Genomic DNA, 17,351 nt, shown 5'->3' with positions numbered 1-17,351 from the left:
ATGAAAACGATATATAATATAAAAGCATTTTCTTTACTGGTACTGTTGACTCTTTCAGCTTCTGTGGCTTCCCAAGAGAATAACGTAAGCCGCGAAATGACGCTCGAACGTGAATACGACCCGTCTGTACAAGATGCCAACAAGGTGAATACGCTTCCGGCTGTCAAGGAACCTGTCATCAGCAAGATACCCATTGATTACTCTACATTTACCATTGCCGGCGAGCCGCAGAGAGAGTTGGATATCCTCCCTTCCGGAAGTGTTATGACAGACATGAAATATAACAACAGAAGGGGCTACCTGAACCTGGGTGTCGGTACATATCTGAACGTCAATGCAGATGCCGGATACCACATACTAAGTACCGACAAAGACCAGTTGAATATATTTTTCTCCCACCGTTCTACAAGCGGCAACCTTAAGTACGTGCAAGATAGCTGGGATAGCGTAAAAGTAAAGGCTAAACTGAATGATAATCTGGGAGGAATTAATTTCCGCCACCAGTTTGATCGTGCAGCTCTGAAGCTGGGCGCCAAATATGGCTATTCTTCATACAATTATTACGGGGTTCCCGGGCCTACTCCACAAACGTATGCCGTATTCCCGTCAAGTGAATATCCCTTGCTGGATGAAACCAGCCAGGTAAACCAACTGATCAAAATAAACGGAGGAGTTGAATCGGACGAAGATGCAGCCGTAGGCTATGTGGTAGACCTGGATTATACCAACTTCTCATACAAGTATGGTCTGAGCGAAGACAGAGACGGTATCACAGAGCATAGCATCGGAGGTAAACTGGGGCTGAGTGGCGGTTTTGGCGGTAATCAGCGGATCGGTATCGGAGCCAAGTTCAATTATTTCAATTACAGCCTGCCCTATGATAATCCGGTATTTGAGAATTATTTTGAGGGTACGTTGAATCCTTACTATACAGTAGAAGGTGATAGCTGGAAGGTAAAACTCGGAGTGAAAGCAATGCTCATTACCGGAGACAGCAGCAAGTTCTTTGTTTCTCCCGATATAGCGGCTGAGGTACTCGTAGGTACTAAAACGGTTCTATACCTGGTAGCAGACGGAGATATCGGTTCAAACAGCGCATACCAACTATCCCGCGAAAACAGGTATATCAATCCCGAAAACAGGGTAATGGCTTCGCGTACCTGGCTGGATGCCAAAGTAGGACTGAAGAGCGGAGTTGCTCCCGGCTTCTGGTTTAACTTGTTCGGAGGCTACAAAATTACCGACAAAGACTACTTCTTTATTCCTAATTTCCCTCCCCAGGGATTTGCTAACGTGAGTGATGCTCTTTCCTTAAATTCCAAACGTTTGCAGGGAGGACTGGAAATGAAGTATGCCTATCAGAATACATTTGAGATTATGCTGAAAGGCGTTTACAACAACTGGGATATCGAAGAGAAGAAGAATGCACCGGTTGAGTACAAAGCCTACGGACGCCCGGAAATGGAGTTTACCGCCGGAATCATGGTTCGCCCGATAGACGACCTGTCCCTGAACCTGGATTATTACCTGGCAACCGGACGCGAAACATACGTAAGCGGATTGAAGAATGAGAAACTGAAGAACATAAACGAGTTGAATTTCACCGGTTCCTACAATTTCAACGATACATTCGGGGCATATGTAAAGCTAAACAATCTGTTGTTCCAGAAATACGAGAAACTGTATGGCTATCCGCTACAGGGCTTTAATGTAATGGTAGGTATTAACCTTAATTTTTAAGGCTATTATAGTTTGGTCTCATACAATTTGTGAACAGAAAGGATGGCTACACCGAAGGCTACGGCTACCAGGATAATACCTACGTTCAGTAGCCCTTCGGCCTTAAAGGATAGTTTAAGCAAAATAGTAGAAACAATAAAGCCCGAATTGCGTATTACTTTGTTGAAGTGATCGGACAACTCAAAGGTAAACAGAAGCAGTAAAACTTCCGTAATAATCAAGGCTGTAAAAAAGGTATCAAAAAACGTATTATTCATTTTATACGTCAGATGGATGATGTTGTCCATACTTAAAGAACCGGCGTCTTTTATTTCGCTGAAGCTTCTGATAAAGAGGATACCAAAGAGTAATAGCAGGATAAGTGACATGATCTTTTTAGCGATTACGAATTTCCGGCTCTTTTCATCTTTACATTCGTATTCATCTGTTCGTTCAGGCTTATTGCCGCTTAGTTTGTAGAACAGGAATATCAGCAGGAATAAGGCGATTAATCCTCCAAATGTGAGTAACAATTTCTCTACTGTTTCATAATCAAAATAGCTTGAGCCTATTGGCAGATTAGCCAGATCGTCAAATATTTTGCGAACCAATATCAGTGCTATAATCTCATACTGCTTACCCAGGTAAATGGTAATGGATGTAGGCAGATAGTAGATCAGCAGGTAGATTTCGTAAAGGAGTATAATTGAAAATGGCGTATAAATAGACGAAATAGGATTCAACCCCTTGCCATTATTAGAATAGCTACTGCTTTGGATATAATTGAGATCTGCCAGTACTATCAACGTAAAATGAATAATAAACGCGATAATAGCTGTAAAGAATATGATTTTTTCAAATTGCTTTTTACTTTTTGGGGATAAAAACAGAGGGTATATTTTCTTTAAATAGGTAGATATCATTGTCTTTCGTCGGATTAATTACAGGCCTTTTACATGCCTTTATATAATAAACATTTTAGTAAGTCTGATGGTTTAAATAATAGAGAGGGTTACGAACAAAGGTAACTGATAAGTGCTAATATTTAAACGAGCCATTATGGAATACAGATTTGAAAAAGATACAATGGGAGAAGTAAAGCTTCCCATGAATGCTTACTACGGACCGCAAACCCAGCGGAGTATCAAGAACTTTAACATCGCCCGTGATATCAACCGGATGCCGAAAGAGATTATTCAGGCATTTGCAATCCTGAAGAAAGCTGCGGCTATGGCAAATATGGATGCAGGTGTGTTATCGGCTGAGAAGTGTGGATTGATTGTAAAAGTTTGCGACGAGATACTGGAAGGTAAGCTGGATGATGAGTTCCCTCTGGTGGTTTGGCAGACCGGTAGCGGCACACAGAGCAATATGAATGTGAATGAAGTAATAGCCAACAGGGCACATGTATTGCAAGGAGGAAAGCTGACTGACAAAGAGAAGGTATTGTCGCCCAATGATGACGTAAACAAGTCTCAGTCGTCTAACGATACATTCCCTACGGCTATGCACATTGCGGCCTATAAGATGCTGACGGAAGTGACGATTCCGGCTGTTATCCGGCTGCGTAATACCTTTGCCCAGAAGAGTCTGGCCTTTATGGATATCGTGAAGATAGGGCGTACGCACTTTATGGATGCTACTCCGCTTACGCTGGGGCAGGAGTTCAGCGGCTATGTATCGCAACTGGAGCATGGCATACGGTCTCTGCAAGATACGCTTCAGCACCTGGCAGAGCTGGCCTTGGGAGGTACGGCTGTAGGAACAGGAATCAATACCCCGGATAATTACGATAAGCAGGTGGCAAAAAGAATTGCAGAGCTTAGCGGTTTACCCTTTGTAACAGCTCCGAATAAGTTTGAAGCTCTGGCAAGCCATGATGCTATTGTATCTACGCATGGGGCGTTGAAGGGTATTGCTGTTAGCCTGATGAAGATAGCCAACGACATACGGATGCTCAGCTCAGGCCCACGCTCCGGTATCGGCGAAATACATATCCCGGAGAATGAGCCCGGCTCTTCCATTATGCCGGGAAAGGTGAACCCTACGCAGTGCGAGGCACTTACAATAATTGCCGCCCAGGTAATGGGTAATGACGTGGCTGTATCGGTAGGCGGAGCCACCGGGCATTTTGAATTAAATGTATTTAAACCGATGATTATATACAATTTTTTGCATAGTGCCCGTTTATTAGGAGAGGGATGTAATAGTTTTAACGAGCATTGCGCGTCAGGCATTGAGCCTGTCAGGGAGAATATCCGTAAGCACCTGGATCATTCGCTGATGCTTGTTACGGCTCTTAATACCCGGATCGGTTATTACAAGGCGGCAGCCATTGCCAGCCGGGCGTATAAAGAGAATAAGACCTTGAGGCAAGCGGCCATTGAAACAGGATTTGTTACTGCCGAAGAGTTCGACGAGTGGGTAGATCCTTCAAAAATGGTTGGCAAGCTGAACGGTAGGAAAAGATAAATATGGTATGATTGAAAACGGCGTGATGATGCAGTTCTTTGAATGGAACCTGCCGAATCACGGGAAACTTTGGAGCATATTAAGGGAAGAAGCCTCTCGTCTGCACGCGTTGGGTATAACAGCCGTGTGGATACCTCCCGCTCACAAAGCAATCTCACAGGGCGATGCGGGCTATGCGGCTTACGACTTGTACGATCTGGGGGAGTTCTGGCAGAAAGACACGATACGAACCAAATATGGCAACAAAGAGGAGCTGAAAAAGATGATAGAAGAGCTCCACAAATACAAGATTAACGTTTATCTCGATGCCGTTATGAACCACAAAGCCGGAGCCGACTTTGCCGAAACCTTTAAGGTACGGGAAGTAAATCCCATTCAGCGGAAAGACTTTATCGGCGAAATCGAAGAAATAGAAGGCATGACCGGTTTTACCTTTCCCGGGAGGTACCGGCATTCCTCCTTCAAATGGAACTGGGAGCACTTTACCGGAGTAGACTATGACAAGCGGACAGGAAAAAAAGGCATCTTCCTGGTGTCGGGAAACGACAAGCAATGGAGCGAAGCTGTAGACGACGAAAACGGGAATTACGACTTCCTGATGTTTGCTAATCTGGATTTTAATCACCCCAAAGTGGCCGACGAAATGATCAAATGGGGGATATGGGTTACCCGTGAGCTAAACCTCGACGGTATGCGCCTGGATGCCATTAAACACATCAATAGCCATTTCATAAACGAGTTTCTGAAAGCCTTGCGGGAAGAGTTTGGAGAGCAGTTTTATGCCGTAGGCGAATACTGGAAGCGTGATGTAGAAACGCTTGAAAGCTATCTTGATAAACTCTCTTTCTCCCTGGATTTATTTGACGTTCCGCTGCATTATAACCTCTTTGATGCTTCCCGTTTGAAAGGGAGCTATAATCTGGCTAACCTGCTGGAGGGGACCTTGGTTTCCCGCCATCCCAAACGAGCTGTTACCTTTGTAGACAACCATGATTCGCAAAAGGGAAGTTCCCTGGAATCGGAAATAGAAGCCTGGTTCAAGCCGGCGGCTTATGCTCTGATCCTCTTGATGAAGGATGGCTACCCCTGCCTTTTCTATGGCGACTATTATAGCATAGGAGGTAAGATCTCCCCTCACCACCCAATACTCAAGCGTCTTGTCGAAGTCAGAAGGTTATACGCGTATGGCGATCAGCTAAACTACTTCGACCATCCCAATACCGTAGGCTTTGTGCGTCTGGGAGACGATGAGCATCCCGCTTCAGGAGTAGCTTTGCTAATCTCAAACGGAGCAGACGGCGAGAAGCGCATGTACGTCGGTAAGCACCGGGCAGGCGAGCGCTGGAGCGAAGTAACAGGCCATATCTCCCAAGAGGTCGTTATCGACGAAGAAGGCTATGCCACCTTCTATGTGCCGGGTGGTCAACTAGCCGTATGGATCAGCGAATCAGAAAGTAGTATTCATCCGCAAGACGAAAGTACGTGGAGCTGAAACGTCCATCGGGCGCAGGCTGTACTCCTTATTGAACACATTATTTACGCTGGCTTGCAGGTAGATGTTCTTGCTCAGTTCAAAGCCCAGGCGCAGGTCCATGGCAAAATATCCTTTGTTTTTATCTGTCCAGTAATCATGCAGTCCGGAGAAGATAATCCCCCGGGCGTAGTCCATAATGTCAGGATGATCTTTTATACGTTCGTCTACCATAAAGTAGTCTACGGCAAGTGTTTTGCTCTTCCAGGTAATGTTGGTACCAAGGCTGAACCTCTTCCAGTACAGGTCGAACACGCCTTTTACGGAGTGCTTTTGGCGGTATTTCAGGTATTTCGAGGTATTTGATTTGGACTTCATTGCCAGCAGGTCGGTATTGGCTTCTTCTGCGGCATTTATCTTGTCGGCATCTACGTCTATCGGTTGCAGGAATACGTATCCCATATTGTAGGTCATTTTCACAGAGGGACTGATGTTCCATAGGCCATTGATCGAGGCGTCCACCCCGTATATCCGGGCGCGGGAGATGTTCTCAAAGCGGGTTCCTATGCCCGGCATCTGCCCGTTTGTAATCATCGTTACTACATCCATCAGGTTGGTTACATACTCGAAGGTATTGTTGTTGAACAAGCCAAACTGAAACTCAATCATGTCTTTATAGTAATTGTAAAAGCCTGCCACATCCAGGTAGCCCATAAAGTTGCCAATCTTGTATCCCTGCTTGATACCCAGCTCGGCATTAAAACCTTTTTCAGCTTTCAGTTGTTCGTTGGGATAGGCAGCTACGCCCCCGATATCCCGGTAAACATACTTCTCCATAATAGAGGGATAGCGGTATCCCTGTCCTACGGATGCCCGGATAAAGCTGTGCTCTGCCAACTCATAGTTCAAACCTCCCCGCAAGATAGGTTTGAAGGGCACTTCCACGCCGAATACCTTTGTCTCGGCTTCCTTGTATTGCTCGTCTACCCGGTAGTACTCCAAGCGCATCCCCAACGAGGCGGTCAGCCGGTCGAAGAACTTCCGGTCGTATTGGGCAAACAGCCCTATATTGTCGCTCTTGTGTAATCCGCTAACGGGTGAATCGTTGTAAATATGCTCAAACGTAGCTCCGGTGGTAAGTTGCGCATTGTCATACTTCTTGCTGAACTGGTAATCCAGGAAATACGAAGTCGTATTATCAGCCGGAGAGCTATTGTCTTTTCCATTGCCTGTTACAGCATTTAAGGCCCAGGGAATCAGTTCCGAATTGTCGGAGAATGAAGGAAGCGGTGTATTTCCCATAATCCAGGAGATCAGGTCTACATAATCAGCCGGTTCTGCCTTGGGAAAATAGTAGTTACCCAGCTTCTCTACCTCTTTGGCGGCTCCGCCAAAATAGCCGTTCATGATGTCGCCCAGATGCGGTATAAATTTGGGCAATAGGGTAGTAGTCGGGTTTTGAATCATATCCACCAGATCGGGAATGGCATCGTAATTGAAACCCATCTTGTCGGCTATCTGGACGATAGACTTGTCGGTACGCCTGGACTTGATGTTGTCTGCCTTGTGGTAGATACGTCCTTTCAGCCGGTGGGTCGTATTATTATTCATGTTGGAATAATTGACGAAGGGGTCGATATAAAAGCTGTTTCCCTGCCGTCCCATACTGGCCAGTGGCGATTGTGTGTAGGCTTCCTTCGCCGACCGCCAGATAAAGAAGCTGGCATAATCGTTCGACAGGAAGTTGCCGTTCAGCCCGTAATTCAGCCCGTGAACGTTCGGATCGTGGTAGGTGATATTCCCTCCCAGGCGAAGCCGTTTGTTATAGTTTCCTTCGCGGTATCCTTCATCTGTAAAGAGATTCAGACTGCCCGATACATCAAAGTTGTTGATTCTTCGTGAGTGCGAAATGTCCAGCCCGTTGTAGATCGGGTTGCGGATGCCGGAAAGCACATTCCGGCGCAGGAAGGGTTCTACCTCGTATTTTCCGTCGCTCCAGAAGTCGTCTCCCCACCATTTATACCCTTCGTTTTTCGGATTGGCGTATATCCCGATATAAGCATTCGCCCGGGTTTTAGGATCTAAGCCGGGACGGGCGGTCCGCACGTTGATCAGCCCGTTCAGCGCCGATGAACCATACAATACAGAGGAGGCTCCTTTGATTACCTCTACCTGTTCGATATTCTCCATCGGTATCATATTCCAGTTGATCTCTCCTACGGCAGGAGTCAGGATAGACATCCCGTCTACCAACACCTGGCTGCGGCTACCCACACCGTAAGTCCAGCCGCTTCCGCCACGGATGGAAGGTTGCTTGTCGGTCACATCTACCCCCGGCATGGTATTCAGTACAGCGCTCAGGTCTGTAGGGTTTTGCCGGGCAATTTCGGGTGCTTTCAGCACATCCATGGAGACTATTACTTCGCTGATTTTCTGCTCGTAACGCCCTACGCTCACCACCACTTCGTCCATCAGGTTGGATTGCAGTTTCATGGGGATATTCAGGGTAATGTCCTGCCCGCGTTTAACAATCAGTGGCCGGGATTCGGTTTCATACCCCAGATAACTGAACGTAAGCGTCAGGCTCCCAGCCGGAATATCCAATTCGTAGCGCCCGTCCATATCACTGATAGAGCCCTTTGTCGTCCCCTTATCCTTATAGTAAATATTAACCCCCGTCAGCGGTTCTTCGTTGGAAGCGTCATATATATACCCTTTAACGTTTTGTGCATCAGATAAATGAGGTATAAGTAGAAGCAGAATAATAACCAAGTAATTTTTCATATCACTCTCTTTTTTCAAAAAATAACCCATGCAAAGATAAACGTATCTTTCAAATTTGATTCGACTATTTTTATACGAAACTGGTTTTCTTGGCATTATTCTCCAAACCCCTGTTCTTTACTTTTTCGCAAGCTGATACCTTTTTTACTGTAAAGGTACCTTCAAAATAATTTAGACGTACCTCTAAATCAAATTAGACGTACCTCTAAAATAATTTACACCTACCTCTAAATGAATTTAGACGTACCTCTAAATTATTTCTGGATATGAATAGAGGAAATTGTTTACGTTTGTTGAGCTGAAACAAAGGCGTATAAGAAGTTCTCTCAGCAGATTATCTTAGGAGCGGAAACGGCTTCTGCAGTGAGCTTGCGTGAGGTGTATAAATTTCCGGTAGAGCGGAGAGCTGGGAAACAGTGCTTCAGACGGAGCATTGACAAGCCTGGCATGTCAGAAACGCTACGCCTGATGTGGATGGGTACCCGCTACGAGCCGGGCACATTAATGGTAATTGTTTATGATAAAGACGGAAATGCTGTGGCGGAAAAAGAGGTGAATGGATCAGTGAATAGGAGTATATAATAGTGATGTCGGCGCGTATTCACTACGAACCGACATCCTTGCTTTGTGTTGATTGATGAAAAGTAGCAGCAGGAAGGCGTTGCATGGGCTTCCCACTACTGTGTCTTTAATAGGACAGAATACTCTTGAAGCGTCCTGTTTCTGTTAATGTTGCAATGCTTTGTTTCCCCTCATTGCTGAAATAGAAGAGATATGCAACTTCTTCGTTGTTCTCTTTTATTTTAGTACTTTGAACGTTTTTTGATCCATACTTTGAATTTTTGAAACTATCCATTACTACTATAGGGACATTGGTTTCTTCTACATTCCAGATGGTACATATCCAAAGGGAAGTAGAATCGAATGCTACAATTTTATACGTTCCGGACTCTGAAATACCTACTTTCATACCCAGTGAGTCGTACCATAAGTCGAGGAATGCCGGATTGTTAAATGATGAGGTAACAAAATCCGTTATTGCGGCAGGAATACTAACTGGTGAGTCTACGAAATTATAGTCGTGAGCGATTGTCTTGATAAAATCGCCTCCGGTAGAAAAATAGAGGTTATATGAGCGATTATTCTTTTCAGCCTCTAGTACATAAATGTCTTCAAAGTCTTTGCGTTTGAGAAGGCTTCTGCTTTCAATTTCATATTCGGTAAAACTGTCCTCTTTTAGTGCAATGGATACTTCTTTGTGTAATTCCTCCGCTGTTACGGAAACTTTACTTAACACCCATTCTCCACTTGGCTCAAACCAGGCATTTATCGTTTTAGATAATTCTGTAAAATCTGCAACATAATAGGTTTCATTATTACTCCATACAATATCTTTAGCATAGGGATACTTAGTATCGAATGCTCTCAAGACTTCTTCATTGGGGGTAATTCGTGATGTAATCTCCGGTTCGTTAGTGCTTTTGTTATCGCTGTCAATAGTACAGCTAAACAATAGTAAAACAAAACAAGGGAGTGTAAAAAACAATAAATTTTTCTTGGTTCTCATACAAATTTAAATTGAAAAACGTTAATATATTCGATAGTTAAATCATTTCATCATCATGCTACGGCTTATTCGGTTTTGCATTATAGTGCCGTACTCTTATATAGAAACACAACTTATAGATAAAAAGTTTAAGAAATAAAGAAGAAATATCATAAAAAATCAAAACCGAACACAGTGTTCGATTCTGAACATTCGATTTGACTCTCTGTGTGCACATAATCAGGCGTTTGTGTTTTTGGCATAGCATTTGTCTTTTTAGGAGTGATTCAAAAAAAACAATCATTATATGGATAGAGAGATATCAAAAGAGGTACGCAGGAAAGAGCAACGGACGCAGATTTTTAAGATTGTAGCCGGGCTGGGAGGAGGTATTGTAATCATAGCTTTGCTGATTTCGTTACTGCAAACCAGCCTGAGTCGGAAAGACCTACAGTTTTCTATAGTTGATAAAGGGCTGATAGAAGTATCGGTAAGTGCCTCGGGGAAGGTTATTCCGGCTTTCGAAGAGATTATTAACTCCCCGATTAATTCACGGATTGTAGAAATATACAAAAGGGGAGGAGATTCTGTAGATGTAGGAACTCCTATCCTGAAGCTGGACCTTCAGACAGCGGAAACAGAATATAACAAATTGCTGGACGAAGAGCAGATGAAGCGTCTTCAACTGGAGCAGTTACGGGTCTCTAACCGGGGCAAGCTCTCTGAAATGGAAATGAAACTGAAAGTATCCCGTATGGAGCTGAACCGCAAAGAGGTAGAGCTACGCAACGAACAGTACCTGGACAGCCTGGGTGCCGGAACCACCGATAAAGTACGACAGGTAGAACTGAGCTACAATGTAGGACAACTCCAACTGAATGAAGACGAACAGAAATATACAAACGAACAGGCCTTGTCTGAAGCCGAACTGAAAGTAAAAGAATTGGAACTAAGCATCTTCCGCAAGGAGTTGGCCGAAATGAAACGCACCCTGGAAGATGCGCAGATACGCTCTCCGCGCAAAGCCATCCTTACATATGTAAACAATGAAGTAGGCGCCCAGGTACAACAGGGTAATCGGGTGGCTATCGTTTCCGATCTGTCTCATTTTAAGATAGAAGGAGAAATAGCCGATACCTATGGCGACCGGATTGCCCCGGGAAGCAAAGCGGTAGTGAAGATAGGCAACGACAAGTTGAATGGTGTAGTAAGTGATGTAACTCCTCTGTCCAAGAATGGTGTGATTTCTTTCACCGTACAACTGGAAGAAGACAACCACCGGAGGCTCCGATCCGGCTTAAAGACTGATGTATATGTGATGAATGCCATCAAAGACGACGTGTTGCGTATCAGCAATAGCTCTTACTATATAGGCAAGGGTGAGTATGAACTGTTTGTAGTAAACGACAATCAGTTAATCAAGCGAAAAGTGCGTTTAGGCGACAGTAACTTTGAGTATGTGGAAGTTGTAGAAGGTTTGCAGCAAGGAGACGAAGTAGTAGTTTCTGACATGAATAACTACAAAGAGAAAAACAAACTGAAACTTAAATAATGATGATTAAACAATACTTTAAACAGGCTCTACAAATGCTGAAGGAAAGCCCTTTGGTGAGCACAATTTCTATACTGGGGACAGCACTTTCCATTGCTGCTATCATGGTAGTTATCTTGATTTACCAGATACAGCTGGCCGCTTATTCCCCCGAGATCAGGAGGGAACGGATGCTTTATATCAACGCTACCCAATCCCAGGCGAAAGACTCGAATGGTATGCGGAACAGGGGAAGTATGTCTACTGAAGTGGTGAAAGAATGTTTTTATGCGTTGGAAACGCCTGAAGCTGTTACGGCTATAGCTTCCGACAAGCGCCCGATATCTTTGCCAGGCAAACGTTTATACAAGGAATATTCCATTAAATCAACAGATCACTACTTCTGGAAAGTATTTGACTTTCACTTTCTGAAAGGCAGAGCCTTTAGCGAAGCAGACTTTCAGTCGGGTATCCGGACAGCTGTAATCAATGACCGGCTGGCATATGAATTGTTTGAAACAACTGATGTAGTGGGACAAACTGTTTCGCTGGACTTTATGCATTATACAATCTGTGGAGTGGTGAAAGAAGTGAGTAATGCCGCTACAGACGCGTATGCCGACATCTGGCTTCCTTATACTACCGACGAAAACCTGTTGCCGGTGCGCCACAGCGAGGGAATACCCGGTGAGTTCAATGTCTGTATATTGGCGAAAAAAAAGGGTGATTTTGAGGCAATTCGCAATGAATTGGAACGACGGAAAGCTCAATATAATGCCAACAAAATAGAGTACGAAGTTGGCTTTCTGGAAGGGACTCTAACCCGTATGGATATAGCGATGGGAAGTACTGGTTTTAAACGTGTAAAGCCTAGTGAATTCTTGACTGAAACGGGTGCTTTGCTACTCTTTTTGCTGCTGGTTCCGGCGCTTAACCTGAGCGGAGTAGCTCAGTCGTCTGTCCAGCGAAGGAGAAGTGAGATGGGCGTAAGAAAGGCTTTCGGTGGAACGAACCGGAAACTGCTGTTTCAGATACTGTGTGAAAATCTGGTGATAACCTGTATTGGTGGGATCATCGGTTTTGCATTCTCTTTCCTGCTTTTACTGGCTTGCCGCAGCTTCCTGCTTCCCAACGAGCCGATGCTCACAATGGATATGCTACTACAGCCTGCCACATTACTGATTGCACTACTCTTTGTGCTGTTGATGAATATATCAAGTGCCTTTTTCCCGGCTTTCCGAATATCCCGTCAGCCGGTGGTAGATTCGTTAAAAGAAATAGAATAATAATCTGAAAATAAGGATATATCATGTTGAAACAGATATTCAAAATAATATGGAAACAGCGTCGCACCAATAGCTGGATCTTTGCGGAACTTCTGATCGTGATGGGTGTACTCTGGTTTATGGCAGATCAATTACTGGTTGATACCCATACCTATAACCTTCCGCTGGGATACGATATACAGAACACCTGGCGTTTGAAACTGGGAAACCTGAATAGCCAGGCACCAGGCTATGTGTTGCCGGAAGAGAAGACCACTTCAGAAACAGATGACTTACTGAGACTAATGGATCAGATCCGCCTGAGCGAGGAGGTAGAAGAGGTATGCGCTACCTATTTCTCCTGTCCTTACTCATTCGGCAATTCGTGGACAAGCATTGAGCCGATAGATGGGGATACGACAGGGCTTTCTTCCGGTTCGTTTCATGTACGGCGGGTTACACCGGAATACTTTACGGTTTTCCGTGTTAATGATAAGCAGGGAAATTCCATTATTCCACAGTTGAGTGTAACTGAGGGTTCGATGGTGATATCGGCAGATCTGGAGAAGAAGTTTTTTGGAGCACAAAGCGGCAAAGGACGCAAGCTGCGATATCCCGGATCGGAAGAAGAGATACCTGTAGTAGCTGTAAGTGAGCCTATACGGAATTCTGATTACGAAATAAGTGAACCATGTCTTTATACAGTCCTGGTAGGGAGCGGACTAAGGGAGAATGTGGATTACTTTAGCGCTTCTAAGGCTGAACTGTGCGTAAGGCTGAAACAAGAGATGAGCCCGGAAGACATGAACCGCTTTCTGGAATCGATAAGCGAGCGCCTGACGGTAAACAATCTCTATGTATATGGGGCGAAATCGTTTAAGGATCAGCGATATGATATGATAAAGACGTATGAAAGAAAGAGTAAAATCAAAGTTTCGCTAATGGCCTTCATGCTCATCAACGTATTCTTCGGTATTATCGGTACGTTCTGGCTGCGTACCCAGTACCGAAGAGGAGAGATTGGTTTGCGTGTGGCAGTAGGCTCCAGTAAAGGAGGAATCTACCGTTTTATGAATATAGAAGGCGTTTGCTTGTTGATTACCACCTTGCTACCTCTTCTCTTTTTTGTGGTCGGGATGATCTCGGCAGATCAGATAGCCAGCGATCGCTTGTCGTTATCTCTCTGGCGCTTAGTAACTGTAACGATAGCTTCTTATCTGCTGATGGGCGGTATGATTTGCCTGGGTATCTGGCTACCGGCACGAAAAGCAGCCTCCCTTCCCCCGGCTGAAGCACTACGATATGAATAATAATCATTAAAATAAAAAGTCATGATCAAATTAACGAATTTACAGAAGATTTATCGCACGAAAGAAATTGAAACGGTAGCATTAGAGAACGTAAACCTAGAGGTGAAACAAGGTGAGTTCCTGTCTATTATGGGACCGTCGGGTTGCGGAAAGTCAACCCTTTTGAATATTATGGGCTTACTGGATGCCCCTACTACCGGAGTGGTAGAGATAGACGGAATTAATACCGTTAGCATGAACGATAAAGAGCAGGCTGCTTTCCGTAACCATCAGTTGGGCTTTGTGTTCCAGAGCTTTCACCTGATCAACTCCCTCAATGTACTGGACAATGTGGAACTTCCCCTGTTGTATCGCAAGGTATCAGCCTCAGAACGTAAGAAGGCTGCACAGGCTGTGTTGGAGAAAGTAGGCTTAAGCCATCGTATGAAGCATTTCCCCACCCAATTATCCGGTGGACAGTGTCAGCGTGTAGCCATCGCCCGTGCTATTGTAGGAGCTCCTAACATCATACTGGCGGATGAGCCGACCGGTAACTTAGATAGTAAAATGGGTATCGAAGTAATGGATATCCTGCACAAGCTGAACAAAGAAGACGGACGTACCATCGTGATGGTAACGCACAACGAGCACCAGGCCAAGCAAACCAGCCGCACCATCCGCTTCTTCGACGGACGACAAATTCAATAAGTATGTACAAGCAGTATTTCAAACAGGCAATAGCCACTATCCGGGAAAATCCGTTGGTTAGTTTTCTGACCATTTTAGGGACAGCTTTGGCTGTAGCTATGATGATGGTTCTGGTCTTGGTTTACCAGGTGAAGACAGCCTCTTTTGCCCCTGTTTCCGAGCGGCATCGTATGCTTTATGTTAGTGCTATCGAGGGGCTTAACGATAAGAATGCCGGGTTTAGGGGAGGAGCTTTGGGATACCGTATTATAAATGAATGTTTTTACCCGATGACTACCCCTGAAAGTATCACAGCTGTAGGGGCACATGTCCGGCAGAAACAGACAAGCGCTCCCGGAAGTAAAACCGTGCGTGAATGTGATGTGCGTGAGACAGATGCTGCTTTCTGGAAGGTATTCGACTTCCGCTTTCTCAACGGAGTCCCCTATACGCCGGAGATGGTTACTTCAGCTATTCCTGTAGCAGTAGTCAGTGAGCGGGTGGCTCGCGAGTTTTTCGGTACCACTCAGGTAGCAGGATTAAGCATTCAGCTGGACTTTGTAGACTACCGGATACAGGGCGTTGTAGCATCGGTGAGCGAGGCTGTCAGTGAGGCATATGGCGAAATATGGATTCCTTATACCTTGAACCGGGATATTATGAGCGGCGGCATGGTAGAGGGCATAGGAGGGCAGTTACAGCTTTGTATGTTAGCGAAGTCTACAGCTGATTTTGACGCAATCCGCCAGGAGGCGCAAAACCGGGTAGCTACCTTTAATACCGGGCAGAAGGAGTTTCTTGCCAATATATGGAAGCAACCCCTTAGCAGCACACAACAGATGTTTTACTATGCCCCGGAAGACCGCATGCACGGCAACTTTAGCGGTATGCTATCCTTGGCAGCTTTATTTCTGTTTCTCCCGGTATTCAACCTGTTGGCAATGATGTTTTCGCAGATGCAGAAACGAAACCCTGAGTTTGGCCTCCGGAAAGCCTTTGGGGCAACGACCAAGGATATTGTAGGACAAATACTGGCCGAAAACTTTATCATTACACTGTTGGGTAGTATCATCGGGCTATTTCTATCTTTTCTATTCTTTTATATTACAAAAGATAGCCTGCTTCAACGACCGGATGTCAATCTCCAGTTGTCGATGATATTTAAACCGGCTTTGTTTGCTGCAGCCTTATTGACTTGCTTGGTCATCAATCTTTTGTCTACTACTTTTCCGGCTTGGAGAACCTCTCGGGCTGAAGTGGTTGACTCTCTGAATACAAACATCTAAACAATTCGTCCAATGATAAAGCAACTATTTAAACAGATATGGGTAGAACGTAAACAGAATGCCTGGTTGTTGATTGAATTGGCTGTTGTATTCTTTTTCCTTCTATTGATGACTGACTTCTTGTGGGTTAAGCTGAAAAACTATATGGAGCCTAAAGGCTTCAACATAGAAAACACCTATATGATGAAGCTAAAAATGCTGGAGCCTATTGCGCAACATTATGTGAACCCGGAAGAGATAACCCAAACATCTGTTGAGGATTTATTTACTATTGTGGAGCGAATCAAGCTACACCCGGATGTAGAAGTAGCCTCCGTTTCCCTCTTTTCAGAGCCGTATTCGATGGGCGGATTCTGGATTGGCTTACGGGCAGACAGCATACAAACACCTTCGGTACGAAACCGGATGGTAACACCTTCTTATTTTGATGTGTTTCAGATCCGAACCCCTGATGGTAAGCCTATTCAGGTACAGGAAACCGGATATAGCCAACTGGTACTGACCGAAGATATAGGTGAACTACTTTTCGGAGAGGCCGATCGGGCCATCGGACAGGAAGTGTTTTTTGAAGGCTTTGAAGGCGAAATCCCTCAGCCAAATAAGATAGCACAGGTTTGCAACCTACTAAAACGGCAGGACTTCTATCCATACGAAGGAGCTTATTTTGAGATGCTTTCTACTTCTAAGTATGAAGAGTGGGTAAAGAACAATGATATCACATGGACGAATATCTGTCTTCGTATCCGCCCTGGAAGCGCCCGGCATTTTGAAGAGCATTTCATATCGGAAATGGGTGATCGCTTGAGGGAGAATAACCTGTATGTAGCTTCGATAGTCTCATCCGACAAACTGCGGGATGATGTAGTAGGTAAGATGATACGCGAAGACGTGTTGCCTATGACCTATGTTATGATATTTGTGCTCATCACTGTATTTATGGGTGTATTCGGAGCTTTCTGGTTACGTACCCGGCAGCGTCGGGCTGAGATCGGTATCCGTATGGCGATGGGAGCGAATAATACAGTCGTCTGGCGTTCTATTCTTGTAGAAAGCCTTTGCTTAGTGTCGCTTATCATCATACCCGCCTTTCTGGTTTACCTGAATATGCTTAATGCAGATATACTGGATACCTGGCGCCTGCCCTTTACGGCCGGACGTACCTTAATAGCCTTAGGATCGGCTCTGCTTATCATGTGCGTAATTGTAATAAGCGGTACCTTCTGGCCTGCCAACCGGGCAGCCTCCATACAGCCGATAGATGCTTTACGCGATGAATGAATTATAACGATTAACGGTTAAAA

General features: G+C 44.9%; 12 protein-coding genes and 1 pseudogene. 10 read left to right on the top strand and 3 right to left on the bottom strand.

All coding sequences use genetic code 11. From position 1 onward, the window contains the following. On the top strand, window positions 1-1,740 hold the full coding sequence (locus M2470_RS11870; protein ID WP_280745135.1) for a TonB-dependent receptor: 1,740 nt from the start codon (window positions 1-3) through the stop codon (window positions 1,738-1,740). Between the two features lie 5 nt (window positions 1,741-1,745). Here the strand turns inward: M2470_RS11870 and M2470_RS11865 are convergent, their stop codons facing one another. Next, entirely contained in the window at window positions 1,746-2,642 is an 897-nt protein-coding gene (locus M2470_RS11865; RefSeq protein ID WP_280745136.1) for a hypothetical protein, read from the bottom strand. Between the two features lie 136 nt (window positions 2,643-2,778). On the opposite strand from M2470_RS11865, the gene fumC reads away from it, so the two are divergent. Together fumC and M2470_RS11855 are read left to right on the top strand one after the other, a co-directional pair. Further along, window positions 2,779-4,191: a class II fumarate hydratase gene (gene fumC, locus M2470_RS11860; RefSeq protein ID WP_280745137.1), complete on the top strand. Its 1,413-nt coding sequence runs from the start codon at window positions 2,779-2,781 to the stop codon at window positions 4,189-4,191. 10 nt (window positions 4,192-4,201) lie between these two features. Continuing rightward, a complete protein-coding gene (locus M2470_RS11855) occupies window positions 4,202-5,683 on the top strand; it encodes an alpha-amylase (RefSeq protein WP_280745234.1) in 1,482 nt (493 codons plus the stop codon). On the opposite strand, the gene M2470_RS11850 is transcribed toward M2470_RS11855, so the two are convergent. Continuing rightward, window positions 5,639-8,446 carry a TonB-dependent receptor gene (locus M2470_RS11850; RefSeq protein WP_280745138.1) on the bottom strand — a complete coding sequence of 936 codons (2,808 nt, stop codon included), beginning with the start codon at window positions 8,444-8,446 and terminating at the stop codon, window positions 5,639-5,641. The two genes, M2470_RS11855 and M2470_RS11850, sit on opposite strands and share 45 nt — an antisense overlap. Window positions 8,447-8,809: 363 nt before the next feature. Between M2470_RS11850 and M2470_RS11845 the strand changes: the two are divergent. After that, a pseudogene (locus M2470_RS11845) lies at window positions 8,810-9,004 on the top strand (DUF4982 domain-containing protein); the annotation flags it as partial. A 130-nt stretch (window positions 9,005-9,134) separates the two neighbouring features. Here M2470_RS11845 and M2470_RS11840 read toward each other — a convergent pair. Continuing rightward, window positions 9,135-10,013, bottom strand: coding sequence for a PepSY-like domain-containing protein (locus M2470_RS11840; protein ID WP_280745139.1), 879 nt, complete (start codon window positions 10,011-10,013; stop codon window positions 9,135-9,137). 286 nt (window positions 10,014-10,299) lie between these two features. On the opposite strand from M2470_RS11840, the gene M2470_RS11835 reads away from it, so the two are divergent. The 6 genes from M2470_RS11835 to M2470_RS11810 are packed head-to-tail and all read left to right on the top strand — an operon-like array spanning window position 10,300 to window position 17,328. Continuing rightward, entirely contained in the window at window positions 10,300-11,544 is a 1,245-nt protein-coding gene (locus M2470_RS11835; RefSeq protein ID WP_280745140.1) for an HlyD family efflux transporter periplasmic adaptor subunit, read from the top strand. Next, complete coding sequence (locus M2470_RS11830) at window positions 11,544-12,809, top strand: ABC transporter permease (protein ID WP_348524219.1); 1,266 nt, start codon at window positions 11,544-11,546, stop codon at window positions 12,807-12,809. The genes M2470_RS11835 and M2470_RS11830 overlap by 1 nt, the downstream gene beginning before the upstream one ends. 23 nt (window positions 12,810-12,832) lie before the next feature. Beyond that, a complete protein-coding gene (locus tag M2470_RS11825) occupies window positions 12,833-14,098 on the top strand; it encodes a multidrug ABC transporter substrate-binding protein (protein ID WP_280745141.1) in 1,266 nt (421 codons plus the stop codon). A 21-nt stretch (window positions 14,099-14,119) separates the two neighbouring features. Beyond that, window positions 14,120-14,785 carry an ABC transporter ATP-binding protein gene (locus tag M2470_RS11820; protein WP_280745142.1) on the top strand — a complete coding sequence of 222 codons (666 nt, stop codon included), beginning with the start codon at window positions 14,120-14,122 and terminating at the stop codon, window positions 14,783-14,785. A gap of 2 nt (window positions 14,786-14,787) precedes the next feature. Beyond that, window positions 14,788-16,050: an ABC transporter permease gene (locus M2470_RS11815; protein WP_280745143.1), complete on the top strand. Its 1,263-nt coding sequence runs from the start codon at window positions 14,788-14,790 to the stop codon at window positions 16,048-16,050. A gap of 12 nt (window positions 16,051-16,062) precedes the next feature. After that, entirely contained in the window at window positions 16,063-17,328 is a 1,266-nt protein-coding gene (locus M2470_RS11810) for an FtsX-like permease family protein (RefSeq protein WP_280745144.1), read from the top strand. The last annotated feature ends 23 nt before the right edge of the window (window positions 17,329-17,351 follow it).

It is taken from the genome of Parabacteroides sp. PH5-46 (assembly GCF_029892785.1).
In the GTDB taxonomy this organism is placed as follows: domain Bacteria; phylum Bacteroidota; class Bacteroidia; order Bacteroidales; family Tannerellaceae; genus DFXE01.
Note: the sequence above shows the minus strand (reverse complement) of the source record. Positions and strands in the feature narration are given on the sequence as shown.